The following is a 26,114-nucleotide window of genomic DNA, read 5'->3' on the forward strand; positions in this document are numbered from 1 at the left end:
AACGCGGACTGGACAAGACGTGAAACGGAACGAGGCCCGGTGCCGGGCCAAGCTTGGACTGGGCTCGCGGGTGATCAATCAACCACGATTTTGGCGTCGGTAAGGCCGGCTTGGAGGATCTGGCTCAAAACGGCGTCGGCGGAGTCCACGCTGGCCAGAGGCCCCACCCTCACCCGCTGCAGCCGCTGCCGGCCGGCGACCGTCTGGGTGACCTGCGCCTGTTGGCCGAGCGAGGCCAGACGGGCGCGCACGCGGGTGACGTTGTCCGGACTGCCGAAGGCGCCGACCTGCACGTAGATCTGCTCGTGGGGCTTCACCGGCAGTTCGGCGACCACCGGGGCCGGAACGAAGCGGCCGTCCACCATGTCGCCGGCCACCGTCGTGGGCGGCGGCACCGGGGCGCGGCTGACCGCGGCGGGGGTCGGACGGGCGGCGCCGCTGACCTCCACCGTGCCGCGCGGGGCGGCCTTCGGCGGCGGGCCGTCCAACTCCGCCAGCATCGGGGCCGGCGTGCCCTGGCGGGCCGCGGCGGCGACCGCGCGGCTTTCCTCCGCCAGAATCTGCACGCGCACCTTGGCCGTGCCCGTGCCTTCGAACCCAAGCAATTGCGCGCCGCGCCGCGACATGTCGATGATTCGCCCATTGGCGTAGGGGCCGCGGTCGTTGATGCGAACAACCAGCGACCGGCCGTTGTCGAGATTGGTGACGCGCACGAGGCTTGGCATGGGCAAGGTCTTGTGCGCGGCTGTCAGCTCATTTTGGTCGTAAACCTCGCCGTTGGCGGTGACCTTTTGGTGGAATCCCGGCCCATACCAGGAGGCGATCCCGGTTTCGCTGTAGGAGTAATCCTCGGCGGGATAGTACCAGACGCCGTTGACCTGATAGGGCTTGCCGACCTTGTAGACGCCGCTGCGCGGCAGTCCGGACGGGGATGCCGCGGGCGGCACGGACGCGCAGGCGGCGAGAGTCAGCGCTCCTGCGAGCACGACCGCCCCCCTCAGCATATGCGCGCGTCGCATGGCCCCACCCCGCTAAATCTGGTGGCGCCACTCTAGCCGAGTTACCTCTCCGCGCCAACCGCGCAACGCCCGTCAGGAGCCCCCCTGCGCTGCATCGCGGTCCTGGGCGGGCCCCGGAAACAGCGTGTCGGTCCGCCCCATCAGGCGGTAGGCGACGAGGCCGATCCATTCGCGGACCGGGTCCTGAAGCGCGTCGATCTGCTTGTCGAACTCGAACCGGAAGAAGGGGCGTCCACCGAAGCGCGTGCGGTAATCCACCGGATGGGGAATCACCTCCCAGCCGATGCGCCGGAAGATGCCGACCGACCGCGGCATGTGCATGGCCGAGGTCACGAGAACCCATTGCTCGCCCGCCTTCGGCTGGACGAGCCGCTGGCTGAACAGGGCGTTTTCCCAGGTATTCCGGGACTCGTTCTCATAGGTCACGTGGTCCGGGTCGATTCCGACCTGCCGAAGCGCGCCGCGGACCGCGAGGTCCTCCCGCAGTTCCAGGGCATCCTGCCCGGCCAGCCGTCCCGAGCCGCCGGAGAAGACCGCGTGCGCCTGGGGATAGCGACGGATCAGTTCGGCAAAGGCGAGAACGCGCTCCGCCGCGTCGTTGAGGGACGGTTCCCCCCGGTCGCGGGTGATCGGGGGATTCACCGCCCCACCCAGCATGATGATTCCGTCCACCCGCCCCGGCAGGTCGGGACGGGGAAAACGCTCTTCCAGTGGCAGCGCCACCCAGGAAGCGATCGGCGTGACCATGACGATGACGAAGCCGACGGTCACCGCCACGACCAGCCGCCGCCCCCAATGGGCCAGACGGCGGGTGAACAGCAGCGCCGTCCCGGCGGTGAGGATCAGCACGAGCAGATTGCCCGGCGAGACCAGGAGCCACAGCAGCTTCGACAGCACGAAGGACAACAGCCGACCTCCCCTTTCGATTTTCGGTGGTTTCTAGATACGGATGTTCACCCCCGATGCCCAGGGGGCGACGGCACGGTAACGAATCCGCCATCAATCCGTAACAGCGGCGTCTTCGGCGGCGGGTAAGGTCCGCGGTGCAACCAAGGATTTCCCGCATATGCTGTCGAACATTTCCATCGGCACGCGAATCGCGCTGCTGGTCGCCGCGTCCGTGGTCACCTTGGGCCTGCTGGGCGGGACGGTCACCGTCGGTGCCCAGCGCATGTTCGAGGCGACCGCCGAACTGGACCAGTTCCGCGACGCCTATGAGCACACGGCGGCCATCGAGCGCCGGGCCAGCCGCCTGCGCTTCCAGGCGTTGCGCTTCGTGGCCGATCGGGACGAGGCGGCGGCCGAGGCCTTCGCGAAGAACGCGGAGGAGGCCTCGCGCCTGCTGGACAACCTCAAGGAACGCGGCGCGGAGCGCCTGCCGCAGGAGGAACTGGACCATCTGTCGCAGGGCATCGGCACGCTGAAGGAGCGCTTCTCGTCGGTGGTCGCGCGGGCCAAGGAACTGGGGCTGTCCGACGACAGCGGTCTGCGCGGCGTCCTGCGCTCTTCGGCCCGCGCCATCGAGGATGAGCTGAAGCAGTGGCCGAACGCCGACAAGCTGACCGGCCGCATGGAATCCATGCGGAAGATGGAGAAGGACTTCATCATCTACAGCGACGAATCGCTGCTGTCCGGCCATCGCAAGGCCTTCAACGAATTCACCTTCTTCCTCGCCGATTCGGGCCTGGACGCGGCCACCCAGACCAGGCTGGAGAAGCAGGCCCGCACCTACCGCACCGACCTTGGCCGCTTCGTGGATGCCACCAAGGCGTTCCGGGCCGAGGTGCAGACCTTCAACGACGCCTTCCAGGCCATGGTACCGCGTTTCGAGGCGCTGCTGGAGTCGGCCAACGCCGGCATGGCCGGTGCGGTGGAGACGCAGAACCGGGTGCGCGGCGAGGTGATCGCCAACGTGCTCCAGGTCGGCTCCGTCCTGCTGGTCGGTTTCGCGATCATCAGCCTGCTCGTCGCCCGCAGCATCACCCGGCCGCTGCGCCTGATCGAAGGCGTGATGGAACGGCTGGCCGGCGGCGACCGGACGGCCACCGTGCCGGAGACCGGGCGGCGCGACGAGATCGGTGCGATGGCCCGCGCGGTCAGTGTGTTCAAGGAGAATCTTCAGCGCACGCATGAGCTGGAGCAGGAGTCCCGCCGGGCCGAACGGCGGGCGGAGGAGGAGCGGGAAAGCGCGCTGCGCGCCATCGCTCACGATTTCGATTCGGCCTTCGGGCGCGTGCTGCACACGGTCAGCCACGCCGCCGACCAGATCCGCAACGGCGCCCACATCCTGCGCGACACCGCGGAGAAGATGAAGGAGCAGGCGCTCGACACCTCGGAGAAGGCGGAGCAGACCTCCGAGGTGGTCGGCATCGTCAACAACGTGTCGCGCACCCTCTCCGCCTCCATCGGCGAGATCGGCGGGCGGGTGACCACCTCCAGCACGGCGATCCGCCGCGCCGTGGATCACGCCCGGCAGAGCGACTCGGCGGTGGCGGCGCTGGCCGACAGCTCGCAGCGGATCGGGGAGATCGTCCGGCTGATCAACGACATCGCCGGGCAGACGAACCTGCTGGCCCTGAACGCCACCATCGAGGCCGCCCGCGCCGGAGAGGCCGGCAAAGGCTTCGCCGTCGTCGCGTCGGAGGTGAAGGTTTTGGCCAACCAGACGGCCAAGGCGACCGAGGACATCGCCGGTCAGGTCGGCGCCATCCAGGAGGCCACCGGTTCCGTCGTCGAGGCGATCCGGGCCATCCGGACCACCGTGGAGGAGGTTGCCCACCTGTCGGAGGACGTGTCCGCCGCCGTGCGCGACCAGCTTGAGCAGACCGAGGAGATCGTCGGTGCGGTGGGCCGGGCCAACGACAACACCCACGAGGTGACCGAGAGCGTCAGCACCATGGCGATCACCGCCGCGGAAACCGGCAAGTCGGCCATCGAAATGATCTACTCCGCCGCCCAGCTGGCCGACGAACTCCGGCAGCTTGAAGCCGACGCCGACCGCTTCGTGTCCTCGATCAGGATCTGAGGCAGCAAGCGGTCAGGCACTCTTCAGACAAAGAGAAAGGGCAGGAGCCGAAGCCCCTGCCCTTTCTCGCTTTTTGGGGTCTGGATGACCGGCCTTACGCGGCCAGCATCTCCAGCGCCTTCTGCAGCTTGTCGCGGGCCTGCTCCGCGGTGTCGCGGCGGTCGCGCTGCTCTTCGATCACCTCTTCCGGCGCCTTGGCGACGAACTGCTCGTTCGACAGCTTGGCGTCGATCTTCTTGATCTCGCCGGACAGCTTCTCGATCTCCTTGGTCAGGCGCGCCCGCTCCTTGTCGAGGTCGACGATGCCTTCCAGCGGCAGGATCAGCGTGGCCTCGTCCAGCACCGCCTGGACGGCGCTCTTGGGCACAGGGCCGGACAGCGGCTCGACGCTGGCCAGACGGGCCATGCGCAGGATCAGGTCGCGATGCGTGTCCAGCCGCTTCAAGCTCTCCGGACCGGCGTCCTTCAGCTTCAGCTCGATCTGCGCCGCCGGCGGCACGTTCATTTCCGACCGCATGGAGCGGACCGAGGAGATCGCCCGCACCACCCAATCCATCTCGTCACGGGCGGCCGGGTCGATCAGTTCCGCGCCATGCTCCGGCCAGCGGGCGGAGATCAGGCGGTTCGCCCGGTCTTCCGAAAGCTGCTCCCACAGCTCCTCCGTGATGAAGGGCATCAGCGGGTGGAGCATGTGCAGGATCTCGTCCAGCACCCAGGCGGTGGTCGCCCGCGTCTCGGCGATGGCGGCCTCGTCCGTGCCGCTCAGGATCGGCTTGGTGAACTCCAGGTACCAGTCGCAGAAGGTGCCCCAGGTGAAGGCATAGGCGGTGTTGGCGGCCTCGTTGAACTTGTAGGCCTCGATGGACTCGCCGACCTTCTTCGCCGCCTCCGCCAGGGCGCTGACGATCCAGCGGTTGACCGTCTGGGTCAGCCCGACCGGCTTGAAGCCGGGGACCGGGGCCACCCCGTTCATCTGGGTGTAGCGTGCGGCGTTCCACAGCTTCGTCGCGAAGTTGCGGTAGCCCTCGACGCGGCTGACCGCCAGCTTGATGTCGCGCCCCTGGGCGGCCATGGCCGTCAGGGTGAAGCGCAGGGCATCGGTGCCGTACTGGTCGATCAGTTCCAGCGGGTCGATGACGTTGCCCTTGGACTTCGACATCTTCTGGCCCTTCTCGTCGCGGACCAGGGCATGGATGTAGACCGTCCGGAAAGGCACGTCCTTCATGAAGTGCAGGCCCATCATCATCATCCGGGCGACCCAGAAGAAGATGATGTCGAAGCCCGTCACCAGCACGTCGGTCGGGTAGTAACGCGCCAGCTCCGGCGTCTCGTCCGGCCAGCCCAGCGTGGAGAAGGGCCACAGGGCCGACGAGAACCAGGTGTCCAGGACGTCCTGGTCGCGGGTCAGCGCCACGTCCTCGCCGTAATGGGCCTTGGCCGCGGCGATGGCCGCCTCCTCCGTCTCCTCGACGAAGAAATGGCCATCCGGGCCGTACCAGGCGGGGATCTGATGGCCCCACCAGATCTGGCGGCTGATGCACCAGGGCTGGATGTTGCGCATCCATTCGAAATAGGTGTTCTCCCATTGCTTGGGAACGAACACGGTCTTGCCGGTCTCCACGGCCTCGATGGCCGGCTTGGCGAGCGTGGCGGCGTCGACGTACCACTGGTCGGTCAGCCAGGGCTCGATGGCGACGCCGGAGCGGTCGCCGTGCGGCACCATGTGGGTGTGCGGTTCGATCTTCTCCAACAGGCCCAGCGCCTCCAACTCGGCCACGACCTTCTTGCGCGCCTCGTAGCGGTCGAGTCCGCGGTAGGCCTCGGGGACCTCGTCGCCGGTGATGCGGGCGTCGCGGTCCATGATGTTGATGGCCGCGAGGTTGTTGCGTCGTCCGACCTCGAAGTCGTTGAAGTCGTGGGCCGGGGTGATCTTCACGGCACCCGAGCCGGTCTCCGGGTCAGCGTACTCGTCGCCGACGATGGGGATCAGGCGGCCGACCAACGGCAGGACGACGTTCTTGCCGATCAGGTCCTTGTAGCGCTCATCCTCCGGATGCACGGCGACGCCGGTGTCGCCCAGCATCGTCTCGGGACGCGTGGTGGCGACCACGATGAAGCGGTCGGCCTCGCCTTCGATCGGATAGCGGAAGTGCCAGAGGTTGCCCTTGATCTCCTTCTGCTCGACCTCGAGGTCGGAAATGGCGGTGTGCAGCTTGGGGTCCCAGTTGACCAGCCGCTTGTCCTTGTAGATCAGGCCCTGTTTGTGCAGCTCCACGAACACCTTGCGGACGGCGCGGCTCAGCCCCTCGTCCATGGTGAAGCGTTCGCGCGGCCAGTCGGGCGAGGCGCCCAGCCGGCGCAGCTGGCGGGTGATGGTGCCGCCCGATTCGGCCTTCCACTCCCACACCTTGTCGATGAAGGCGTCGCGGCCGAAGTCGTGGCGCGTCTTGCCTTCCTTGGCGAGGTTCCGTTCCACGACCATCTGGGTCGCGATACCGGCGTGGTCGGTGCCCGGCTGCCACAGCGCGTCGCGCCCGCGCATCCGGTTGTAGCGGGTCAGAACGTCCTGGAGCGTGAAGGTCAGCGCGTGGCCCATGTGCAGGCTGCCGGTCACGTTCGGCGGCGGCATCATGATGGTGTAGGGCTTGCCGTTCGACTCGGTCTTCGCCGCGAACGCGCCCGTCTCTTCCCACAGCCGGTAGTGCTTTTCCTCGACCTCGGCGGGCCGGTACGTCTTTTCCAACATCACCAGGAACTTTCGCTTACGAATTCAAACGGAATGCGTGGCGGGCGTGACGCCGCTCAGAATTTTTGGGAGCGCCGGATCATCCGGTCGATTTCCTGCTGCACCAGCCGTTCGACGATGGTCGGCAGATTCTCGTCCAGCCACTCCTTCAGCAGCGGCTTCAACAGCTCGCGGACGACTTCCTCCACGGTGCGGACGCCGACGGGCATCGGGCCGATGGACAGGTCGTCGCCGAGCTGGCGCGCCAGATGCGTGAAATGGTGGGACGATTCCTCGGCCACCCGGCGGGAGATCAGCCCGTCGTCGAGACCCGACGGACGAATGCGCGGCCGCGGCGGGGGCGGTTCGTCGTCATCGAAATCATCGAAGGCCGGCGCCGGACGCTTCGCGGCGGGACGCGGCGGCGGAGGCGGCGGTTCGGGGTCCGGCGCATGATACGCCGGTTCCGGGTCGGCCATGCCACCGAAGGCCGGCTCGTCGCGCCACGGATCAGGCTCCGGCTCGTCGGGCTCGTCCCTCCCCTCGTCCCGGAGCATCTGCGTGAGTTCCAGAACGTCGTCGTCGTCATCCTCCATGGGGGGAGGCGGCGGAGGGGGCGGAGGAGGTGGCGGCGGGGGTGGAGGTGGTGGGGGCGGCGGAGGGGGCGCCGCTTCCGCCTTCGCGGGTTCGCCGTCCTCCGAGATGATGCGGCGGATGGAGGCGAGGATCTCCTCCATCGACGGTTCTTGCTGGCCTTTATCGCTCATCGTGGCAAACCCGGGGACGTCATCCTGACGCGGACACTAGGGCAGGACTGGGTAAAAAGCCACCAGACAAAAACGGCCCGCCGAGGCGGGCCGTTTCGATCATCCGGGGACGATCACCCTGGAAGGTGCGTTCAAGTGCGATCACTCCGGCACGCCGGTTCCGATCCACTTGTTCCGCACCTGCTTGTAGTGCGTATCGGCGTCGTAATACTGGACCGGCAGGTTGAGCTGCCGCGCCGTCAACTGGCCGATGGCGCCGAGGACGGTGAAGGCCTGGACCATCTCGGTCCGCTGGGCGCGGACGAGGTTGACGCGGGCGTTGAGCAGTTCCTGCTCTTGGTTCAGCACGTCGAGCACGGTGCGCGACCCGACCTGGGCTTCCTGCCGCACGCCTTCCAGCGCGATCTCGGCGGCCCGGATCTGGGAGTTGTAGGACTCGATGCTCGCCCGCGCGGCCTGCAGGCCCTGCCACGCGCTGATCGCCGCCTCGACCGCTTGGCGGCGGGTGTCGTCGATCTGCAGACGGGCCTGATTCGCCGTGTGCTTCGCCTCGCGGGTCAGCGCTTCCGGCAGGCCGGCCTGATAGAGCGGGATGGTGATCTGCGCGGTGAGCTGAGCGCCGTCCTGCCGCTTGATGTCGATGCCCGACGAACGGCCGGCGTCGATGGTGCGGTTGGCCTGCGCCGACAGGTTGGCCGACGGGAGCAGGCGGCCGAACTGCTGGTCCACCGCCTCGCGCTGCGCCGCCTCGGTGTAAGTTGCCGACAGCACCGACGGGTTGTTGGAGCGGGCCATCTCGACGACCTCGTCGAGCGTCCCCGGCAGCTTGAACTTCGGCTTCGGCGCCTTCAGCTTGCCGGGCATCGAGCCGACGACGCGCTCATAGGTCGCGCGCGACGCCTGGAGCGTGCCTTCGGCGGAGATGCGCGCGGCGATGGAGGCGGCCAGGCGCGATTCGGACTGGCTGACGTCGGTGCGGGTGTATTCGCCGACGCGGAAGCGGTCGCGGGCGGCGTCGAGCTGGCGGCGGAGGACCTGCTCGTTGTTCGCCTGAAGCTCCAGCACCGCCTGGTTCTGCACGACGTCCAGATAGGCCGCCGCGGCGTTCAGCAGGATCTGCTGCTCGTTGGCGAGCACGGTGGCGCGCTGGGCTTCGACGGTGCGTTCGGCACGGCGGACGGCCGGACCTACGGTCGCGTCATAGAGCGGCTGGGTGGCGGTGACGCCGACGCTTTTGGCGTTGTTCTCGGAACCGGTTTCGCCGCCTTGAAAGGTGCTGTTGGTGGCGTTGCGGGTGATGCCCGCCGTCGCCCGCACCGTCGGACGGTAGCCGGAGAGGGCCTGCGGGACGCTTTCGTCCACGGCGCGCTGGCGGGCGCGCTGGGCGGCGAGCGCCGGGTTGTTGGAATAGGCCTGCGCTAGCGCGTCTTCGAGGGATTGGGCCGACGCGGTGTCGATGCCCCCGACGAAGGCGACCCCCAGCGTGAGGGCGGTCGCCATCAAGTGGCGCGCGAAACGGCTTCGCACAGTCATGTTCAATAGACCTTCATGTTCGGGTCGATTCGGCGCGCCCAGGCATCCACCCCGCCATTCAGATTGGTGGCGCGGGAAAATCCCTGGGAACGCAACCACATGGTCACCTGCGCACTGCGCCCGCCGTGGTGACAGACGACCACGATGTCGCGGTCCCGCGGCAACTCCCCGACGCGGGCGGGCAGCGCCCCCATCGGAATGTGGAGGCTGTCGGGAAGGGCGCAGATCGCCACCTCCCCCGGTTCCCGTACGTCGAGCACCAACGGATCGCCACCCGATGTCCGGATGCGGTCCAGATCTTCGACGTCCATGTCAAACGGCGCCGGCATGCCTTGATTCTCCGCTGCGGGCCGCAGGACCGCGGCCGGTGAAAGGCAAGGTGACAGGCTGGGGGGCGGGTCGACAGGGGCCGAGGCCCCTGGGATCACTCACTCTGCGATCAGAATACGAATTTCGGCTTGGCTTCGAAACCGGGCAGCGGGTGCGTGTGCGCCTCGAACAGCGTGCGGGCCGAGGTAACGCCGCCGCTGCGCTGGAAGAGCTTCACCTCGCCCACCCCACGGTCGCCCATGACGGCGCTCACCAGACGCCCGCCCTCGGCCAGCTGGGCCAGGATGCCGTCCGGCACCTCCGACACCAAGCCTTCGATCACGATCACGTCGTAAGGGGCCTGCTGCGGATAGCCCTCGGCGAGGGGCGCCGCGATGATGACGGCGTTGTCGGCACCGACGGCGGTCAGCGCCTCCGTGGCCTGCCCGGCCAGCTCGGCGTCGGACTCGATGCCGACGACGGTCGCGGCGAGGCGGGCCAGCACGGCGGTCGAGTAGCCGGAGCCGCTGCCGATGTCGAGCACGACGTCGGTCGCGTCGATGCCCACTTCCTGGAGCATGCGGGCGAAGACCATCGGCTCCATCAGATAGCGGCCTTTGCCGATGGCGAGATCCTCGTCCACATAGGCAATGCCGCGCGCCGCCTTCGGCACGAACTGTTCACGGGGAATGTCGAGCATGGCGTCGACCAGACGCTGGTCGGTCACCTTGTTCGGTCGGATCTGCCCTTCGACCATGTTGAGGCGGGCGGCGGCGTATTCGGACATGGCGGTCGCTTACAATCTGGTGGACGGAGCGCGGCGCCAAGCCGTGGTGCGCGGCCTCGCTGCCTTGTCGCGTATATATCTTCAAAGTCCCACGAACACAACGCCGCACCGGTTCGGCGGAAAACGCCACAAAGGCGCTTGACCACCCCCGTGAACAGCAGTATACGTCCGCTCCCACGCCGCGGCGCTCCCGCTAGGGGGTGCCGGACGCAAGGATGGCGCGGTGGCAGAGTGGTGATGCAGCGGACTGCAAATCCGTGTACGTGGGTTCGATTCCCGCCCGTGCCTCCATCCTTGATGCGGCTGAGACAGCAGCAAAATCAAAGCGTTCGATAAGCATCGTGCCTGTGCGGCCCGGTGCTTTTCCGCGTTTTGGCGTTGCGCTTCTCCGGCCCCCTGCCCTGCCCCAGCCGTCTTTTTTTGCCATCAAAAGACTTGGCAAGCGTCGGAGGGTCGGCTATATAGCCGCCCACGCCGGACGTTGCGCCTCGCAAGGGCCGGTCAGACTGATCCCGGTTAGCTCAGTCGGTAGAGCAGCGGACTGTTAATCCGCGTGTCGCTGGTTCGAGTCCAGCACCGGGAGCCACTTCGATGAAAAGGCCGAGTCCTCGCGGACTCGGCCTTTTCTCATAGCGGTCACTCATATCGTCCCTTAGCCGCCACCGCTTCCGGCATCATCCGAAGGAACGAGCGTTCCGACCGAAGGCTTGATGCCGCCGCAACGCTTCCGGCGCTACAATTCCACCGGACACCCACACGAGTCGGGATTGCGCCTGTTCAGCGGTGGAGGCGACCCATGACCATTCTCCCCCTCAACTTTCGACCCTTCACACCAAAGGCGGCTCCCCCTCGGCCCGACGGCCGGCAGGAAGACGGTGGCTGGGTCGCCGCGGTGGCGATCATCGCCCTCGCCATGGCTGTGGCCGTCGCCCTGCTCGGCGTCGATTGGCACCGGATGCTGGTCCACGGCGATGCGGTGCTGCCGGAAAACCAGCGGTCCATGGTGGTTGCACCGATGCCCCGGTGAAATGCCGCGTTTGGGCCGAAAACCCGATGGCCGGTCGCCCCCCCGCGACTGTCGATCGAGGCGGCTTTCTATCGAGGTTGCGGATCGTCGTAGATCAGGCGGTTGTCCGCCGCCTCGCCGGCGGGATCACCGATGTCGCGTTTCCATTCGCCGCACCAATCGGTGGACAGGGTGATCGGAAAGCGCCCCTCCGTATCGCGCGGCGTCACCTGCGGCGGAAAGCGGCGGCACAGGCCCTTCGGTCCCCTCTGGCGGATGCCCTGCCCTTCCCAGAACAGGCAGGTGTAGCAATTGTCGATTCGCTTCATCGTGGGGACGCGCTCCTTCCTTCAACGACGGCGCCCCGGGGCGGCGATCCGGCCCGGGAGCGGCGGCAGTGTCGGCCAGCCGCCCCCTCCGCGTCGATGAAGAAATGCGCGCCGGTGTCGGTGGCGCGTCACTCGTGCCGCGGCTTGCCTTTGCGCATGTCATCGGAGTGCTGGACGTAGAAGGCCTTGATCTCCGCATCCAGTTCGAGCTTCCGGCGCTCGCCGGGCGAACCGGCGGGCTCGTCGGCGAGACGCTGAAATTCCGCCACCGCCTGTTCGAGTTCGCGTTCGCTGTTGATGGGCATCGTCCCGTCCTTCGTGGTGTCGCTGGTACGGGTAACGCTGCGCGGCGGGCGGAGGTTTCACGGCCCCGACGAGGGGGCTCCGGCCGATTCGGAAATCCCCTTGATGGTTGCGTGCCGACGCTCATGTTTAATCCGGGGATCGAGCAGTCCGGCGTCCGCCCGACTCGACTCCGGCAAGGGAGGGAAGCATGACGGGTCGCTGGCGCCGCATCCCCTGGACGATGACCTTCGTGACGGCCTTCCTTGCGCTGTTTGTTGCCATCACCGCGGCACGGGCGGATCAACTCGACGCGGCGAAGCTTGCGGGAGCCCTGGTCCGCATCTCCGCCACCATCCTGCCCGACAGCCAGAGCGCCCGCTCGCTCGGTACGGAGCGCGAGGGCACCGGCGTCGTCATCGACGGGTCCGGGCTGATCCTCACCATCGGCTACACGATTCTGGAGGCGTCGCAGCTTCAGGTCACCACCGGCGAAGGGCGCGGCTATCCCGCCGAGTTCGTGGCGTACGATCAGGCCAGCGGATTCGGCTTGCTGCGCGCCGGCATGGGCTTCAGCGCCGCGCCCGTCCGGCTCGGCGACTCCGACGCGATCAAGGAGGGGGAGCGCGCCATGGTGCTCACCCGTCAGGGTTCCACCGGGGTGCAGCCGGTGCTGATCGCCGCGAAACGCGAGTTCGCTGGCTATTGGGAGTATCTGCTGGACGAGGCGATCTTCACCACGCCGCCGATCATGGGCTTCAACGGCGCCGCCCTGATCGATCGCAAGGGTGAACTGGTCGGGATCGGCTCGCTGATCGTGCGCGACGCGGTGCCGGCCCATGGCGGCGTTCCCGGCAACATGTTCGTTCCTGTCTCCGCCCTGAAACCGATTCTGGCCGATCTCCTGGCCTTCGGGCGGCGGCAGGAGCCGGCGCGGCCCTGGCTCGGCGTCACGCTGCGCGAGGAGCAGGGCCGCCTGATGGTCGAACGGGTCACCCCGCAGAGTCCCGCGGCGACGGTTGGAATCCAACCGGGCGACATGATTGTCGGGGTCGCCGGCCAGCGGCCGAAAGGATTGGCGGACTTCTACCGCAAGGTCTGGGGTCTCGGTCCCGCCGGCGTCACCGTGCCGCTGGAACTGCTGCGCGGCCCCAAGCTGGAGCCGGTCGCCGTGCCGTCCGCCGACCGCTACAGCACGCTGAAGCTGAACCCGACCTTCTGAGGGAGAATCCCCGGTCGTCTCGCCCCGGACGGGCGGATGCGCTACATCCTTGGGCCGTGAACGCATCGCAAGGCAGGGAGTCCCGCCCGTGGATCATCCGGACATCGAGGTCCAAGAGAAGAAGAGAGCCTACAGCGGCTATCTCAAGGTCGACGTCTACCGCCTGCGCCACAGGAAGTTCGACGGCTCCTGGACCGGCGTCCTGCCGCCGCGGGAGGTCTGCGTGCGCGGCGAGGCCGTTGGCGTGCTGCTCTACGACCCGGACCGCGACAGCGTGGTGCTGATCGAACAGTTCCGGGTCGGATCGGCTTCCGCGGGCGGGTTGGCGTGGCTCACGGAAATCGTCGCCGGTCTTCTGGACGACGGCGAGACACCGGAGCAGGTGGCGCGGCGCGAGGCCTTGGAGGAGGCTGGCTGCACCGTCCAGGACATCGAGACGATCTGCGACTATTACCCAAGCCCGGGCGCCTACGACGAGCATGTCACCGTGTTCTGCGGGCGGGTGGACAGCCGGGGCCTCGCCGCGACGGGCGGCTGCGCGGATGAACACGAGGACATCCGCATCATGGTCGTCCCGGCCGACGAGGCGATCCGGCTCCTCGACGAAAACAAGCTCAACAACTCCATCGCCATCATCGCGCTGGGCTGGTTCGCGCGGAACCGCGACCGGCTGCGCGGCCAGTGGATTGGAAAATAGAGGGGATTGGAAAATAGAAAGAACGAATTGATCTCGTTCAATGCTGCATTTCACAAGCCGACCTTGAATTCCCTGGTGCGCAATCCGATAGTGTTGCCCGGTTCATCATTCGATTCGGGAGACAGTTCGTGGACATCCGCACCGGCTTCATCGGCTCCATCGGCAACACGCCGCTGATTCGGCTGGAAGGGCCGTCGAAGGCCACAGGATGCGAGATCCTGGGCAAGGCGGAGTTCCTCAACCCCGGCGGCTCGGTGAAGGACCGCGCGGCCCTGGCCATCGTCCGCGACGCCGAACGCCGGGGCCTGCTGCGCCCCGGCGGCACCATCGTCGAGGGTACGGCGGGCAACACCGGCATCGGGCTGGCGCTGGTCGGCAACGCACTCGGCTACCGCACCGTCATCGTGATGCCCGAGACGCAGAGCCAGGAGAAGAAGGACATGCTGCGCCTGATCGGCGCCGACCTTCGCCTGGTGCCGGCGGTGCCCTACTCCAACCCCGACAACTATGTCCGCTATTCAGGCCGGCTGGCCGAGGAATTGGCGAAGACCGAGCCGAACGGCGCCGTCTGGGCCAATCAGTTCGACAATGTGGCGAACCGCGAGGGCCACCGCCTGACCACCGGTCCGGAAATCTGGACCCAGACCGAGGGGCGGATCGACGCCTTCACCTGCGCGGTGGGGAGCGGCGGCACGCTGGCCGGCGTCGGGCTGGCTCTGAAGGAGCGCAACCCGGACGTCCGCATCGTTCTGGCCGACCCGATGGGCGCCTCCCTCTACCATCACTACGCCCATGGGACGCTGAAGGCCGAGGGCAGCTCGATCACCGAAGGCATCGGCCAGGGCCGAATCACCGCCAACCTGGAGGGCGCTCCGGTCGATCAGGCGCTGCAGATCACCGACGAGGAAGCCCTGCCGGTCATCTTCGACCTGATCAAGTCGCAGGGTCTGGTGCTGGGCGGCTCGTCGGGCATCAACATCGCGGCGGCCATCCGCATCGCCAAGGAGATGGGGCCGGGCCACACCATCGTGACGATTCTCTGCGACGGAGGGCAGCGCTACCAATCGAAACTCTTCAATCCGGCGTTCCTGCGTGAGAAGAATCTGCCTGTGCCCGATTGGCTGGATTCGTAAACGCACCCGAGGTTCCATGGAGCTGATCTTCCGCGAGGACGCTTACGCCACCTCCTGCACCGCCACCGTGACATCCGCGGACGAGCGGGGCATCCGTTTGGACCGGACGGTCTTCTACCCCAACGGCGGCGGCCAGCCCGGCGACACCGGGCTGCTGCGCGTCGCCGGTGCCACGCTGCGCATCGTCGACACGGTGAAGGGCGACGGGCCGGACGACGTCATCCATGTGCCCGAGCCCGGCGCGTCCCTGCCCGCTCCCGGCACCCCGGTGGAAGCCGAGATCGACTGGGACCGCCGGCACCGCCACATGCGGATGCACACGGCGCTGCACCTCGTCTGCGCGGTCCTGCCCGGCGCCTCGATCACCGGCGCCCAGGTCGGGACGGAGCGCAGCCGGGTCGATTTCAATGTCCCGACCGAGGGGCTCGACAAGGAGGCCATCGCGGCGGCCCTGAACCGGCTGGTCGCCGCGGACACGCCGGTCGGCTCGCTGTGGATCACCGACGCGGAGCTGGACGCCAACCCCGAGCTGATCCGCACCCTGACGGTCAAGCCGCCGCGCGGCCATGGCCGCGTCCGGCTGGTGGACATCGCCGGGGTTGACCGCCAGCCCTGCGGCGGCACCCATGTGAAGCGGCTGGGCGAGATCGGCGCGCTCGACGTCGTGAAGATCGAGAACAAGGGCAAGCAGAACCGGCGCGTGATCGTCGCGCTGCGCGATTGAACGGGGAGCATTTCTCATGACCGATTCGCACAATACGCTCACCCTCCCCGGCCCGATCGTTCCGACGGGCTGGCTGGCCGAACGGCTGGGCCAGCCGGGCCTGCGCGTCCTCGACGCCTCCTGGTTCATGCCCGGCTCCGGCCGTGACCCGGGCGCCGAGTTCCTGGAGCGCCACATCCCCGGCGCCGTGCGCATCGACATCGACGAGGTGGCGCAGCCGGACACCCACCCCCTGCCGCACATGGTGCCGGACGAGGCGACCTTCGCGGCCAAGGTCGGGGCGCTCGGTGTCGGCAGCGGCGACACGGTGATCGTCTATGACAGCGCCGGCATGGCCACCGCCGCCGCGCGCGTCTGGTGGATGTTCCGTCTGTTCGGGCACGGCCGCGTCGCCGTTTTGGACGGCGGCCTGCCGAAATGGATCGCGGAGGGCCAGCCTCTGGAATCCGGTCCGGCCGACCCGACCCCAGCGGCGTTCACGGCGGCACTGCGACCCAGCCTGCTCCGCCGGGCCGACGAGGTTCTCGCCAACATCGACTCGCGGGTCGATCAGGTGGTGGACGCCCGGGCCGCCAACCGCTACGAGGGCGCCGTCGTCGAACCCTGGCCGGGCCGCCGCAGCGGGCGCATCCCCGGCAGCCTGAACCTGCCCTTCAACGAGCTGGTCGACGCGGACACCAAGACCCTGCTGCCGCCGGAAGCCATTGCGGAGCGGGCGAAGGGCGCCGGGCTCGACCTGGAGCGTCCCATCGTCGCCTCCTGCGGCAGCGGCGTGACCGCCTGCGTGCTCGCGCTTGGGCTGGCCGCGGCCGGCAAGGAGGATGTGGCCGTCTATGACGGGTCCTGGGCGGAATGGGGCCTGCGCTCCGATCTGCCGCTGGAAACCGGCCCCCTCGAAAACAAGCCGGTGAAAGGATGAGCGACACCCTGAGCATCCGCCACTACGAGGCGGCGGACCGCGACGACGTGGTGGCGCTGTGGACCGCCTGCAACCTCGTGGTGCCGTGGAACGACCCGGTGGCCGACATCGCGCTCGCCGTGTCGAAGCCGAACGCCACGATTCTGATTGGCCGCGAGGACGAGCGGACCGTGGCGTCCGTCATGGTGGGGCATGATGGGCACCGCGGCTGGCTCTACTATCTGGCGGTCGATCCCGCCTGCCGCGGGCACGGGCACGGTCGGGCGATGGTCCGGGCGGCGGAGGGCTGGCTTGTGGAGGCCGGCATGCCCAAGGCGCAACTCATGGTGCGCGCAACGAACCACGCCGTGGTGGCGTTCTATGAGCGGCTGGGCTATGCCACCGGTCCCGTTACCGTGATGCAGAAATGGCTGAAGACCGATTCTCCCTGACGCCGCCTCCCCGGACGTCCCTGCCGCAGTCCCAGATCATGGCGCCGGTGCCGCCCGGCTGCCTCTCCGTCATCGTCACCTATCTGGAGATGACGGCCCCGCCGGCCCACGCGCCCCTGCCCCGCCCGGCGGGTGACGTGGCGCTGGTGCGGGCCAACCCGCCGACCGCCTCCTACTACCGCTATCTCTACGACACGGTGGGCGAGCCCTGGCTGTGGCACGAGCGGCGGCGCATGCCGATGCCGGAGTTGGGGCGCGTCGTCACCGACCCACGGGTCGAAATCTGGGTTCTCTACGTCAACGGCACGCCGGCCGGCTACGCCGAAATCGACCGGCGGGAGGACGACACCGATCTGGCCTATTTCGGGCTGATCCCGGACTTCATCGGCCTGAAGCTCGGCCCCTGGCTGCTCGACACGGCGATCCGGCTGGCCTGGCAGGGCGGGACGACGCGGCTTCTCGTCAACACCTGCACCTTCGACCATCCAAAGGCGCTGCCGCTCTACCAGTCGATGGGCTTCGTGCCCATCCGGCATGTGACCCGCGAGATCCGTGATCCCCGCCTCCTCGGCTGGCTGCCGCGGACCTCGGCCCCGCACATTCCGATCAACGAGTGACGGGCCGACCCGGCCCGCTCTCCGCCGCTCCGAACGCCAGGACACCGACGCCATGACGAAGGGCATTCTGTTCGCGTTCCTGGCCTTCGCCTTCTTCGCCTGGGGCGATGCGCTGGTGAAGGCGATCGGGCACGGGCTGGACCCCTTCGAGGTCACCTTCTTCGCCTACATCCTGCCATTGCTGCTCTCCCCGGTCTTCATGACCAGGGGCGACCGGCTCGGCGACCTGCTGCGCTGGAACCGGCCCTGGCTGATGACGGTGCGGCTGGTCTTCGTCGCGGCCTCCACGCCGCTCAGCGTCATGTCGTTCCGCAGCCTTCCCTTCGCGGAGGCCTTCGCGATGATCTTCCTGATGCCCAGCCTGGTGACGCTGCTGGCGATCGTCGTGCTGAAGGAGCCGGTGCGCTGGCGCCGGCGGCTGGCCATCGGGGCGGCCTTCATCGGCGTTCTGATCGTCGCCCGCCCCGGCTTCCGCGAATTGCTGCCCGGCCATTTCGCGGCGCTGGGCTGCGCCTTCAGCTCCGCCGTCGTGGTCATCACCGGGCGGATGATCGGGCATGCGGAGAAACGCTTCACCTTGATCGGGACGGTGTTCCTGTCGACCGCCGTCGCGTCCGGCCTGCTGATGCTTCCCGGTTTCGAGTGGCCGACGCGGGAGCAGTGGATACTGACGGTGGGCTTCGCCACCACGACCTTCGCCGCCCAGGCCCTGTTCACCCTGGCCGCCGCCTTTGCCCCGGCCGACCGGGTGGGGGCGGCCCAGTACAGCCAGATCCTGTGGGCGCTGGCCATCGGGGCGATCTTCTTCGACGAGTGGCCGGACCTGCTCTCGCTGGTCGGCATCGTGATCGTCGTCGGCTCCGGACTGTTCATCTTCGCCCGCGAGCACGCCCAGCATCCGGACCCGATGCCTGAACCGGCTCCCGGCGAGGAGCCGGAGGTCAGCTCAGAATCTCTCCCAGAGCCGCGACCAGAGCCCGGTTTTCGTCCTCCCGCCCGACCGTGATGCGCAGGCAGTCGGCCAGCCCGTAATCCTGGGTGGGCTTCACCAGGATGCCGCGGCGCGCCAAATGGTCCAGCACCGCCTGGACACCAAGCGACGGGTCGGTCGGGATGCGCGCCAGGATGAAGTTGCAGACGCTGGGATACACGCGCACGCCGAGCTGCTCCAGCTCGTGGCTCAGCCAGGGCAGCCATGAGCTGTTGTGCGCGAAGGTCGCCTCCTCATGCTCGGTGTCGCCGACGGCGGCCTCCGCCGCGGCCTGGGCGGCGATCCCGACGTTGAAGGGGCCGCGCGTCTGGTTGACCGCCTCGATCACCCCCGCCGGGCCGTAGGCCCAGCCGACGCGCAGCCCGGCCAGCCCGTGCAGCTTGGAGAAGGTGCGCACCATCAGCACGTTGTCGGAGTTCTCGACGATCTCCGTGCCGTCGCTGTAGTTGTCGCGGCGGCAGTAATCGGCGTAGGCCGAGTCCAGAACGAGCAGCGTGTGCGATGGCAGGCCGGCGCGCAGCCGCAGGACCATCTCCGACGGGATGTAGGTGCCGGTGGGGTTGTTCGGGTTGGCGAGGAAGCAGAGCTTGGTCTTCTCGTTCGCCCGGTCGATCATCGCCTCGACATCGACGACCAGATCGCGCTCCGCCGCGATCACCGGAGTCGCACCGGCGGCGCGGATCGCCTTCATGAAGCCGCGGTAGCCGTGCTCGTGGCACAGCACCTCGTCCCCCGGCCCGGTGAAAGCCTGGGTGACGAGGTGGATCATCTCGTCGGAGCCGTTGGCGCAGGTGATGTGGCCGGCGTCCAGATCGTAGCGCCGGGCGATGGCGTGGCGCAGGCGGTCTTGCGACCAGTCGGGATAGCGGTGGATTTGCGCCGCCATGTGGCGGTAAGCGGTGAGCGCCTTCTTGCCGGGTCCCAGCGGATTGACCGTCAGCGACAGATCGACCCAGGCGGCGCCGTCCTCCGGTGGTCGGGCGGGACGGTAGGGCTTGATCTGGCCAATTCCGGGACGGGGACTCAGCAGCTCCATCAGGCAGGCTCCGTTGTGCATAGCGGCAGACAGCACGAACGGACTGCATTCAACCCGAAACCGGCGCAACCCGCCAGCGTTCCTTGCGGGTTGCGCTGGTTTACCGCGCCGGATCAAGCCGTTCCGGCGCGGTTATGGGCATCAGTGGTTCAGGATCTGGCTGAGGAACAGCTTCGTCCGGTCCGACTGCGGGTGGTTGAAGAACTCGTTGGGCGTGTTCTGCTCAACGATCTCACCGCGGTCCATGAAGATGACGCGGTCGGCGACCGACTTGGCGAAGCCCATCTCGTGCGTGACGCAGAGCATGGTCATGCCGTCCTCGGCCAGACCGATCATGACGTCCAGAACCTCCTTGACCATCTCGGGGTCCAGCGCGGAGGTCGGCTCGTCGAACAGCATGACCTTCGGGCTCATGCACAGCGAGCGGGCGATCGCCACGCGCTGCTGCTGCCCGCCGGAAAGCTGGCCAGGGTACTTGTGCGCCTGCTCGGCGATGCGCACCCGCTTCAGGTAACGCATCGCCATCTCCTCCGCCTCGGCCTTCGGCTTCTTGCGGACCCAGATGGGGGCGAGCGTGCAATTCTCCAGCACGGTCAGGTGCGGGAACAGGTTGAAGTGCTGGAATACCATGCCGACTTCGCGGCGGACCAGTTCGATGTTCTTCAGGTTGCCGGTCAGTTCGATACCGTCGACGACGATGGAGCCCTTCTGGTGCTCCTCAAGCCGGTTCAGGCAGCGGATCATGGTCGACTTGCCGGAACCCGAGGGGCCGCAGATGACAATCCGCTCCCCCTTGGCGACCGACAGGTCGATGTTCTTCAGGACGTGGAACTCGCCGTACCACTTGTGCACGCCCTGGCACTGGATGATCGGCTCCCCCTGGGCGAAGGTGCGCGCGGCGCCGGCGGTTTGGGCCATGGTCATCTCTTTTCCCCTTCCCTCAGCGACGGTGACCGCGACGCAGGTCGCGTTCGAGCTTTTGGCTGTATTTGGACATCGAGTAGCAGAACACCCAGTAGATCACGCCGATGAACAGGTAGGCCTCGCGGTAGAAGCCGCGCCAAGCCGGGTCGGACAGCGCCGCCTTGGCCGTGCCCAGCAGGTCGTAGAGGCCGATGATGATGACCAGCGACGTGTCCTTGAAGAAGCTGATGAAGGTGTTCACCAGCGGCGGGATGGAGATGGCGAGCGCCTGCGGCAGGATGATCTTGCCCATCGCCTGCCAGTAGTTCAGGCCGAGCGCGTCCGCCGCCTCGTACTGGCCCTTCGGGATGGCCTGGAGGCCGCCGCGGATCGCTTCCGCCATGTAGGCGGCGGCGAACATGATGAAGGCGATCTGGGCGCGCAGCAGCTTGTCGAAGTTCACGCCGGTCGGCAGGAACAGCGGGAACATCACCGACGCCATGAACAGCAGGCTGATCAGCGGCACGCCGCGGATCAGCTCGATGTAGGTCACCGAGATGACGCGGATGGCCGGAAGCTGCGACCGCCGCCCCAGCGCCAGCAGGACCGACGCCGGAAAGGCCACGGACAGGCCGACCACCGACAGCATCAGCGTCAGCGGCAGGCCGCCCCACAGCGTGTTCTCGACATAGGTCAGGCCCAGAACGCCGCCCCACATCAGCACGCCCACCGCGGTCAGGCCGGCGATCCAGACGAGGGCCAGCCAGGGCTTCCAGAAGCGGCGGTCGCAGCTCGCCAGCACCAGCGCGATGATGATCACGATGGTGATCAGCGGCCGCCACTGCTCGTCGTACGGGAAGGTGCCGAACATGACGAAGCGCAGCTTCTCGCTGACGAAGGTCCAGCAGGCGCCACCCTCCTGCCGGCACACCTGGGGCGGCGTGCCGAAGCTGTTGGCGCTGAAGATCAGCCAGTCGAGAAGCGGCGGGATCGCCTTGAACAGCAGCCAGGCGATCAGGATGGTCAGGAGCGCGTTGTACCAGGTGTTGAACAGGTTGTTGCGCAGCCACGCCACGGGGCCGACGGTGTTGGCCGGCGGACGCTCGTCGGGAATGCTTCCGGTATGGACGTTGTCTGTCATGGCCGTCAGCGCTCCACCAGCGCGATGCGCTTGTTGTACCAGTTCATGAAGATCGAGATGCCCAGGCTGATGACCAGATAGGTGCCCATGATCATCGCCACGCCCTCGATCGCCTGACCGGTCTGGTTCAGCGTCGTGTTGGCGATCGACACCAGATCCGGGTAGCCGATGGCGAGCGCCAGGGAGCTGTTCTTGGTCAGGTTCAGATACTGGCTGGTCAGCGGCGGCACGATCACCCGCAGGGCCTGCGGCAGGACGACGAGCCGGAGCGTCTTGCCGCTGTCGATGCCGAGCGCCCTTGCGGCTTCCGTCTGGCCCCAGTTGACCGCCAGGATGCCGCTGCGCACCACCTCGGCGATGAAGGCCGCGGTGTAGACGACCAGCCCGACCAGGATCGCGAAGAACTCCGGAGTGAGGACCACGCCGCCGACGAAGTTGAAGCCCTGCAGCTTCGGAACGTCCAGCGCCGTCGGCGCGCCGCCGGCGATGTAGGCGATCAGCGGCAGGCCGATCAGCAGGCTGAGGCTCGCCGTTCCGATCGGGAAGGGCTGTCCCGTCCGCTCCTGCCGGGCCTTGGCCCAGCGTCGCAGGAAGATCACGCCGATCACCGCGATGGCGAGCGCGAAGCCCATCGTGCCCCACACCGGGTCGGCGGAGGGCACCGGCACGAACAGGCCGCGCTGCGACAGGAACACGCCGGGAATCGGGTTCAGCGCCTGCCGCACCGGCGGCATGCTTTCCGAGACCAGCGCGTACCAGAAGAAGAGCTGGAGCAGCGGCGGGATGTTGCGGACGATCTCCACATAGGTGGAGGCCAGCTTGGCGATCAGCCAGTTGCTCGACAGGCGGGCGACGCCGATCAGCGTGCCCAGCACGGTCGCCAGCACGACGCCGATGATCGACACCTTCAGCGTGTTCAGCACGCCGACCAGGAAGGCCCGGCCGTAGCTGTCCCGCGGATGATAGTCGATCAGGCTCTCACCGATGCCGAAGGAGGCCTCGCGGTCGAGGAATCCGAACCCCGTCGCGATGGACCGCTTCGACAGGTTGTCGAGCGTGTTGTGGATAAGGAACCAGCCGACCGCGATGACGATGCCGACCACCAGAACCTGGTAGAACACGGCACGGACCGTCGGGTCGCTGAGGGAAAATGAAACACCGCCAGGCGCGCTTGGGCGCGCGGTGTCCCGGGTCTCGCTGGCCACGGTTCTCTCCCCTCACCAGCATGGCATAAGGGCGTCGGCCGCCTCCCGAACGTCCGCCGCAACTTGCGCCACGTATATCGTCTCCCAAACGGGCCTGCGGCACGGGCCTTGATTCTTGTCGCCCTGCAACCGCCCTGCCCGTCGTCAAAAAAGGAAGGACCGCGGGCCTCCCTGTGGTCCGCGGTCCCCCTTTCCGTCCTTAGCGGATCGGCATCGCGTACTGCAGACCGCCGTTGGTCCACAGCGCGTTCAGACCGCGCTCCAGCTTCAGCGGGGTCTTCGTGCCGACGTTGCGCTCGAAGATCTCACCGTAGTTGCCCATGGTCTTGATGATGTTGTAGGCCCACTTCTCGTCCAGGCCCAGCGCCTTGCCCATGCCCGGCGAGGTGCCGAGGATGCGCTGGATCTCCGGGTTCTTGCTGTTCACGAACTCGTCGACGTTCTTGGACGTGATGCCCATCTCTTCGGCCTGGATCGTGGCGTAGACGGTCCACTTCACCACATCGAACCACTGGTCGTCACCATGGCGGACGGCGGGGGCCAGCGGCTCTTTGGAGATGATCTCCGGGAGGATGATGTGGTCGTCCGGAACCGGGGCCACGCCAGCGCGGGTACCGGCCAGGCCGGAGGCGTCGGTCGTCAGCACGTCGCAGCGGCCGGCGAAGTAGGCGGCGTTCACCTCGTCGTTCGACTCGATGACGACCGGGTTGTAGGACATGTTGTTGGTGCGGAAATAGTCCGCCAGGTTCAGTTCGGTCGTGGTGCCGGCCTGGACGCAGACGGTGGCGCCGTTCAGCTCCTTGGCGCTCTTCACGCCGAGCTTCTTGTTCACCATGAAGCCCTGGCCGTCATAATAGGTGACCGGGGCGAAGTTCAGGCCGACCGAGGTGTCGCGGGTCAGCGTGACGGTGGTGTTGCGCGACAGCAGATCGACCTCGCCCGACTGGATGGCGGGGAAGCGCTGCTGGGCCGACAGCGGGGTGAACTTGACCTTGTTGGGGTCGTTGAACAGCGCAACCGCGACCGCGCGGCAGTAATCGACATCGAGACCGGTCCAGTTGCCCGAGCTGTCGGGGTTGCCGAAGCCCGGAAGGCCGGCGTTCACGCCGCACTGGACGAAGCCGCGGCCCTTGACGGCGTCCAGCGTCGGACCGGCCTGGGCACCGGTGACGGCGCCGAACACCACGGCCGCGGCAGCAGCGGCGAGGATTCCCGATTTCATATTAAGCTCCACCCTGTTCTTGCGTTTTTACGCTTAGGTTCATGCATTGCGCGCCCCGCATGGCGGACACGCGCGTGTGACAAGAGTGCACCAACAGCAACCGGCTTGTCGAATCATCCTTAAGCCGTGCATTTGGCTTGGTTATCCCTTACAGAGGCTTGGGGAAAAGAAATCTTTGGCGGTCGGGTCCGTCTTGGAAAGTCAGGATACGACCACCGTCACTGTTGTTGCGGGAAGACCCATGAAAGACGCACGAAAAGATACGGTCCTCGGACACGCCGGGCGCAGCCCGCGCGAGAATCACGGAATTGTGAATCCGCCGGTCTACCATTGTTCGACCGTGCTCTTCCCGACGCTGGAGGATCTGGAAGCGGGCGACCACGCTCCTTTCGACCGCATCAACTATGGGCGCATCGGGACTCCGACCACTCTGGCCTTCGAGCAGGCCATCACGGAGCTTGAGGGCGCCTACCGCTCCGTCAACACCGGCTCGGGCCTGAACGCCATCGCAACGGCGCTCTTCGCCTTCACCAAGACAGGCGACCATGTGCTGATCACCGACAGCGCTTATGGTCCGACCCGCCGATTTGCCAACGACACACTGGTCCCCTACGGCGTGGAGGTCGAGTATTTCGATCCCACCATCGGCGCCGGCATCACCAGGTTGCTGAAGCCGAACACCAGCGTGGTGTTCCTCGAATCGCCGGGCTCCTTGACCTTCGAGGTGCAGGACGTCCCGGCCATCGCCGCCGCGGCCAAGACGGTGGGCGCCACGGTCATGATCGACAACACCTGGGCCACCCCCCTCTTCTTCCAGCCGCTGCGGCATGGGGTGGACGTGTCGATCCACTCGGCCACCAAATACATCGTCGGCCACGCCGACGCGATGCTGGGCGTGATCTCCTGCGCCAACGAGGCGCAGTGGCTGGCCGTGAAAAAGGCCGCCACGCGGACGGGCACCTGCGCCGGCCCGGACGACATCTATCTGGGGCTGCGCGGCCTGCGCACCCTGTCCGTCCGTTTGAAACAGCACGAGGCAAGCGCGCTCGCTCTGGCCGAGTGGCTGTCGAAGCAGCCCGAGGTCACGCGCATCCTGCATCCGGCCTTCCCGGACTGCCCAGGCCATGAATTGTGGAAGCGCGACATCGGACGCTCCTCCGGCCTGTTCTCCATCGTCATGAACACCGTGCCGAAGCCGGCCCTGTCGGCGATGCTGAACTCCCTGGAGCTGTTCGGGCTGGGTTACAGCTGGGGCGGGTTCGAGAGCCTGATCCTGCCGGCGCGCCCTGCCGCCATCCGCACGGCGACCCGCTGGACCGATCCCGGCACCATGCTGCGCCTGCACGCCGGGCTGGAGGATGTGGACGATCTCATCCGCGATCTGGACGGCGCCTTCGCCCGCCTGAGGGCTGCCCTGTAACGGGCGTGTCCCGACGAGCGCACACACACGAGGATGGAACATCATGACGGACGCCACCGCGCCCGGGGGGCCAATCGAGCCCTCGTTCGATGACGTGATCGCCGTTATCGCCTTCAACGCCGACGGGCTGGTTCCCGCCATCGCCCAGGCCGAGGGGACTGGCGAAATCCTGATGATGGCCTGGATGAACCGCGACGCGGTTCTGGAAACGCTGCGCACGGGGCGCGTCTGCTATTGGTCGCGGTCCCGCAAGGGGCTGTGGCGCAAGGGCGAAACCTCCGGCCAGATGCAGCGGCTGAAGGATTTCCGCGTCGATTGCGACGGCGACACCCTGCTGTTGATCGTGGAACAGGACGGCGTGGCCTGCCACACCGGGCGGCGCAGCTGCTTCTACCGCGCGCTGCGGGATGGGAAACTGGAAATTGTTCAGGATGTTGAGACCGATCCTTCGGTTCTCTACGGACACACGCATAAGTAAGACGCTAAACCTTCGCTGCAATGCGAAAAGTGTTTGATCTATGTCAACGTAGCCCGGGGCGGGAAGAGGTAGAAAGCTCTTGTCTCTAACCCTCCCTGTATTCGCCTATGCCGGGGGTTCCAATGGAACCCCCGGCTATTTTTTTGTCCAAAGTCAAAGTCTGCCCAGTTGCAGCGGATCGATAAAATTATCG

Annotated in this window: 26 protein-coding genes and 2 tRNA genes; 14 read left to right on the forward strand and 14 right to left on the reverse strand. The window is 67.2% G+C overall.

Annotated features, from left to right (window positions below; all coding sequences use genetic code 11):
• Positions 1-74 precede the first annotated feature (74 nt).
• Positions 75-1,019, reverse strand: a complete 945-nt coding sequence (locus Sp245p_RS08410) for a septal ring lytic transglycosylase RlpA family protein (protein ID WP_109138454.1) — start codon at positions 1,017-1,019, stop codon at positions 75-77.
• A 72-nt stretch (positions 1,020-1,091) separates the two neighbouring features.
• On the reverse strand, positions 1,092-1,916 hold the full coding sequence (locus Sp245p_RS08415; protein WP_244439397.1) for a YdcF family protein: 825 nt from the start codon (positions 1,914-1,916) through the stop codon (positions 1,092-1,094).
• Between the two features lie 169 nt (positions 1,917-2,085).
• Between Sp245p_RS08415 and Sp245p_RS08420 the strand changes: the two genes are divergently transcribed.
• Positions 2,086-4,044: a methyl-accepting chemotaxis protein gene (locus Sp245p_RS08420; protein WP_014240452.1), complete on the forward strand. Its 1,959-nt coding sequence runs from the start codon at positions 2,086-2,088 to the stop codon at positions 4,042-4,044.
• Between the two features lie 94 nt (positions 4,045-4,138).
• On the opposite strand, the gene Sp245p_RS08425 is transcribed toward Sp245p_RS08420, so the two are convergent.
• From Sp245p_RS08425 to Sp245p_RS08445, 5 genes are all read right to left on the reverse strand, one after another.
• A complete protein-coding gene (locus Sp245p_RS08425; RefSeq protein ID WP_014240451.1) occupies positions 4,139-6,790 on the reverse strand; it encodes a valine--tRNA ligase in 2,652 nt (883 codons plus the stop codon).
• Positions 6,791-6,846: 56 nt separating this feature from the next.
• Positions 6,847-7,536 (reverse strand): DUF2497 domain-containing protein, encoded by a 690-nt coding sequence (locus Sp245p_RS36240; RefSeq protein WP_014240449.1) that lies wholly within the window; start codon positions 7,534-7,536, stop codon positions 6,847-6,849.
• A gap of 141 nt (positions 7,537-7,677) precedes the next feature.
• Positions 7,678-9,036: a TolC family outer membrane protein gene (locus Sp245p_RS08435; RefSeq protein ID WP_236778072.1), complete on the reverse strand. Its 1,359-nt coding sequence runs from the start codon at positions 9,034-9,036 to the stop codon at positions 7,678-7,680.
• 35 nt (positions 9,037-9,071) lie between these two features.
• Positions 9,072-9,398, reverse strand: coding sequence for a rhodanese-like domain-containing protein (locus Sp245p_RS08440; protein ID WP_014240448.1), 327 nt, complete (start codon positions 9,396-9,398; stop codon positions 9,072-9,074).
• Positions 9,399-9,508: 110 nt separating this feature from the next.
• Positions 9,509-10,165, reverse strand: coding sequence for a protein-L-isoaspartate O-methyltransferase family protein (locus Sp245p_RS08445; protein ID WP_014240447.1), 657 nt, complete (start codon positions 10,163-10,165; stop codon positions 9,509-9,511).
• A 217-nt stretch (positions 10,166-10,382) separates the two neighbouring features.
• Here Sp245p_RS08445 and Sp245p_RS08450 point away from each other — a divergent pair.
• The 3 genes from Sp245p_RS08450 to Sp245p_RS08460 all read left to right on the forward strand — a co-directional run bounded on the left by Sp245p_RS08450 (position 10,383) and on the right by Sp245p_RS08460 (position 11,192).
• Positions 10,383-10,456 (forward strand) — tRNA-Cys (locus Sp245p_RS08450).
• Positions 10,457-10,675: 219 nt separating this feature from the next.
• A tRNA-Asn gene (locus tag Sp245p_RS08455) sits at positions 10,676-10,751 on the forward strand.
• 210 nt (positions 10,752-10,961) lie between these two features.
• Complete coding sequence (locus Sp245p_RS08460; RefSeq protein ID WP_014240445.1) at positions 10,962-11,192, forward strand: hypothetical protein; 231 nt, start codon at positions 10,962-10,964, stop codon at positions 11,190-11,192.
• A 68-nt stretch (positions 11,193-11,260) separates the two neighbouring features.
• On the opposite strand, the gene Sp245p_RS08465 is transcribed toward Sp245p_RS08460, so the two are convergent.
• Positions 11,261-11,500 carry a hypothetical protein gene (locus Sp245p_RS08465; RefSeq protein ID WP_014240444.1) on the reverse strand — a complete coding sequence of 80 codons (240 nt, stop codon included), beginning with the start codon at positions 11,498-11,500 and terminating at the stop codon, positions 11,261-11,263.
• A 128-nt stretch (positions 11,501-11,628) separates the two neighbouring features.
• Complete coding sequence (locus Sp245p_RS34860; protein ID WP_014240443.1) at positions 11,629-11,805, reverse strand: hypothetical protein; 177 nt, start codon at positions 11,803-11,805, stop codon at positions 11,629-11,631.
• 188 nt (positions 11,806-11,993) lie between these two features.
• Here Sp245p_RS34860 and Sp245p_RS08470 point away from each other — a divergent pair, with 188 nt between their 5' ends.
• The 8 genes from Sp245p_RS08470 (at position 11,994) to Sp245p_RS08505 (ending at position 18,531) form a co-directional block, all read left to right on the forward strand.
• Positions 11,994-13,004, forward strand: a complete 1,011-nt coding sequence (locus tag Sp245p_RS08470; RefSeq protein WP_014240442.1) for a S1C family serine protease — start codon at positions 11,994-11,996, stop codon at positions 13,002-13,004.
• Positions 13,005-13,092: 88 nt separating this feature from the next.
• Positions 13,093-13,701 (forward strand): NUDIX domain-containing protein, encoded by a 609-nt coding sequence (locus Sp245p_RS08475; RefSeq protein ID WP_014240441.1) that lies wholly within the window; start codon positions 13,093-13,095, stop codon positions 13,699-13,701.
• 128 nt (positions 13,702-13,829) lie between these two features.
• Positions 13,830-14,834: a cysteine synthase A gene (locus tag Sp245p_RS08480; RefSeq protein ID WP_014240440.1), complete on the forward strand. Its 1,005-nt coding sequence runs from the start codon at positions 13,830-13,832 to the stop codon at positions 14,832-14,834.
• A 16-nt stretch (positions 14,835-14,850) separates the two neighbouring features.
• Complete coding sequence (locus Sp245p_RS08485) at positions 14,851-15,558, forward strand: alanyl-tRNA editing protein (RefSeq protein WP_014240439.1); 708 nt, start codon at positions 14,851-14,853, stop codon at positions 15,556-15,558.
• 16 nt (positions 15,559-15,574) lie between these two features.
• On the forward strand, positions 15,575-16,477 hold the full coding sequence (gene sseA, locus Sp245p_RS08490) for a 3-mercaptopyruvate sulfurtransferase (protein WP_014240438.1): 903 nt from the start codon (positions 15,575-15,577) through the stop codon (positions 16,475-16,477).
• The gene (locus Sp245p_RS08495) at positions 16,474-16,908 is read left to right on the forward strand and encodes a GNAT family acetyltransferase (protein ID WP_014240437.1); all 435 of its coding nucleotides are present in this window, start codon (positions 16,474-16,476) and stop codon (positions 16,906-16,908) included. The genes sseA and Sp245p_RS08495 overlap by 4 nt, the downstream gene beginning before the upstream one ends.
• The gene (locus Sp245p_RS08500; RefSeq protein ID WP_041811059.1) at positions 16,884-17,525 is read left to right on the forward strand and encodes a GNAT family N-acetyltransferase; all 642 of its coding nucleotides are present in this window, start codon (positions 16,884-16,886) and stop codon (positions 17,523-17,525) included. Before Sp245p_RS08495 ends, Sp245p_RS08500 begins: the two co-directional genes overlap by 25 nt.
• A gap of 52 nt (positions 17,526-17,577) precedes the next feature.
• On the forward strand, positions 17,578-18,531 hold the full coding sequence (locus Sp245p_RS08505; protein ID WP_014240435.1) for a DMT family transporter: 954 nt from the start codon (positions 17,578-17,580) through the stop codon (positions 18,529-18,531).
• Here Sp245p_RS08505 and Sp245p_RS08510 read toward each other — a convergent pair.
• The 5 genes from Sp245p_RS08510 to Sp245p_RS08530 form a co-directional block, all read right to left on the reverse strand.
• A complete protein-coding gene (locus Sp245p_RS08510) occupies positions 18,467-19,552 on the reverse strand; it encodes a pyridoxal phosphate-dependent aminotransferase (RefSeq protein WP_041811058.1) in 1,086 nt (361 codons plus the stop codon). The genes Sp245p_RS08505 and Sp245p_RS08510 overlap by 65 nt on opposite strands.
• Positions 19,553-19,693: 141 nt before the next feature.
• The gene (locus Sp245p_RS08515) at positions 19,694-20,470 is read right to left on the reverse strand and encodes an amino acid ABC transporter ATP-binding protein (RefSeq protein ID WP_014240433.1); all 777 of its coding nucleotides are present in this window, start codon (positions 20,468-20,470) and stop codon (positions 19,694-19,696) included.
• 22 nt (positions 20,471-20,492) lie between these two features.
• Entirely contained in the window at positions 20,493-21,596 is a 1,104-nt protein-coding gene (locus Sp245p_RS08520) for an amino acid ABC transporter permease (protein WP_014240432.1), read from the reverse strand.
• Between the two features lie 5 nt (positions 21,597-21,601).
• A complete protein-coding gene (locus Sp245p_RS08525) occupies positions 21,602-22,801 on the reverse strand; it encodes an amino acid ABC transporter permease (RefSeq protein ID WP_014240431.1) in 1,200 nt (399 codons plus the stop codon).
• 199 nt (positions 22,802-23,000) lie between these two features.
• The gene (locus Sp245p_RS08530; RefSeq protein WP_014240430.1) at positions 23,001-24,023 is read right to left on the reverse strand and encodes an amino acid ABC transporter substrate-binding protein; all 1,023 of its coding nucleotides are present in this window, start codon (positions 24,021-24,023) and stop codon (positions 23,001-23,003) included.
• A gap of 241 nt (positions 24,024-24,264) precedes the next feature.
• Between Sp245p_RS08530 and metC the strand changes: the two genes are divergently transcribed.
• On the forward strand, positions 24,265-25,443 hold the full coding sequence (gene metC, locus Sp245p_RS08535) for a cystathionine beta-lyase (protein WP_041811056.1): 1,179 nt from the start codon (positions 24,265-24,267) through the stop codon (positions 25,441-25,443).
• 43 nt (positions 25,444-25,486) lie between these two features.
• Positions 25,487-25,921 carry a phosphoribosyl-AMP cyclohydrolase gene (hisI, locus tag Sp245p_RS08540; RefSeq protein ID WP_014240428.1) on the forward strand — a complete coding sequence of 145 codons (435 nt, stop codon included), beginning with the start codon at positions 25,487-25,489 and terminating at the stop codon, positions 25,919-25,921.
• Positions 25,922-26,114: the final 193 nt, after the last annotated feature.

The sequence above is a fragment of the Azospirillum baldaniorum genome (genome assembly GCF_003119195.2).
GTDB lineage: Bacteria > Pseudomonadota > Alphaproteobacteria > Azospirillales > Azospirillaceae > Azospirillum > Azospirillum baldaniorum.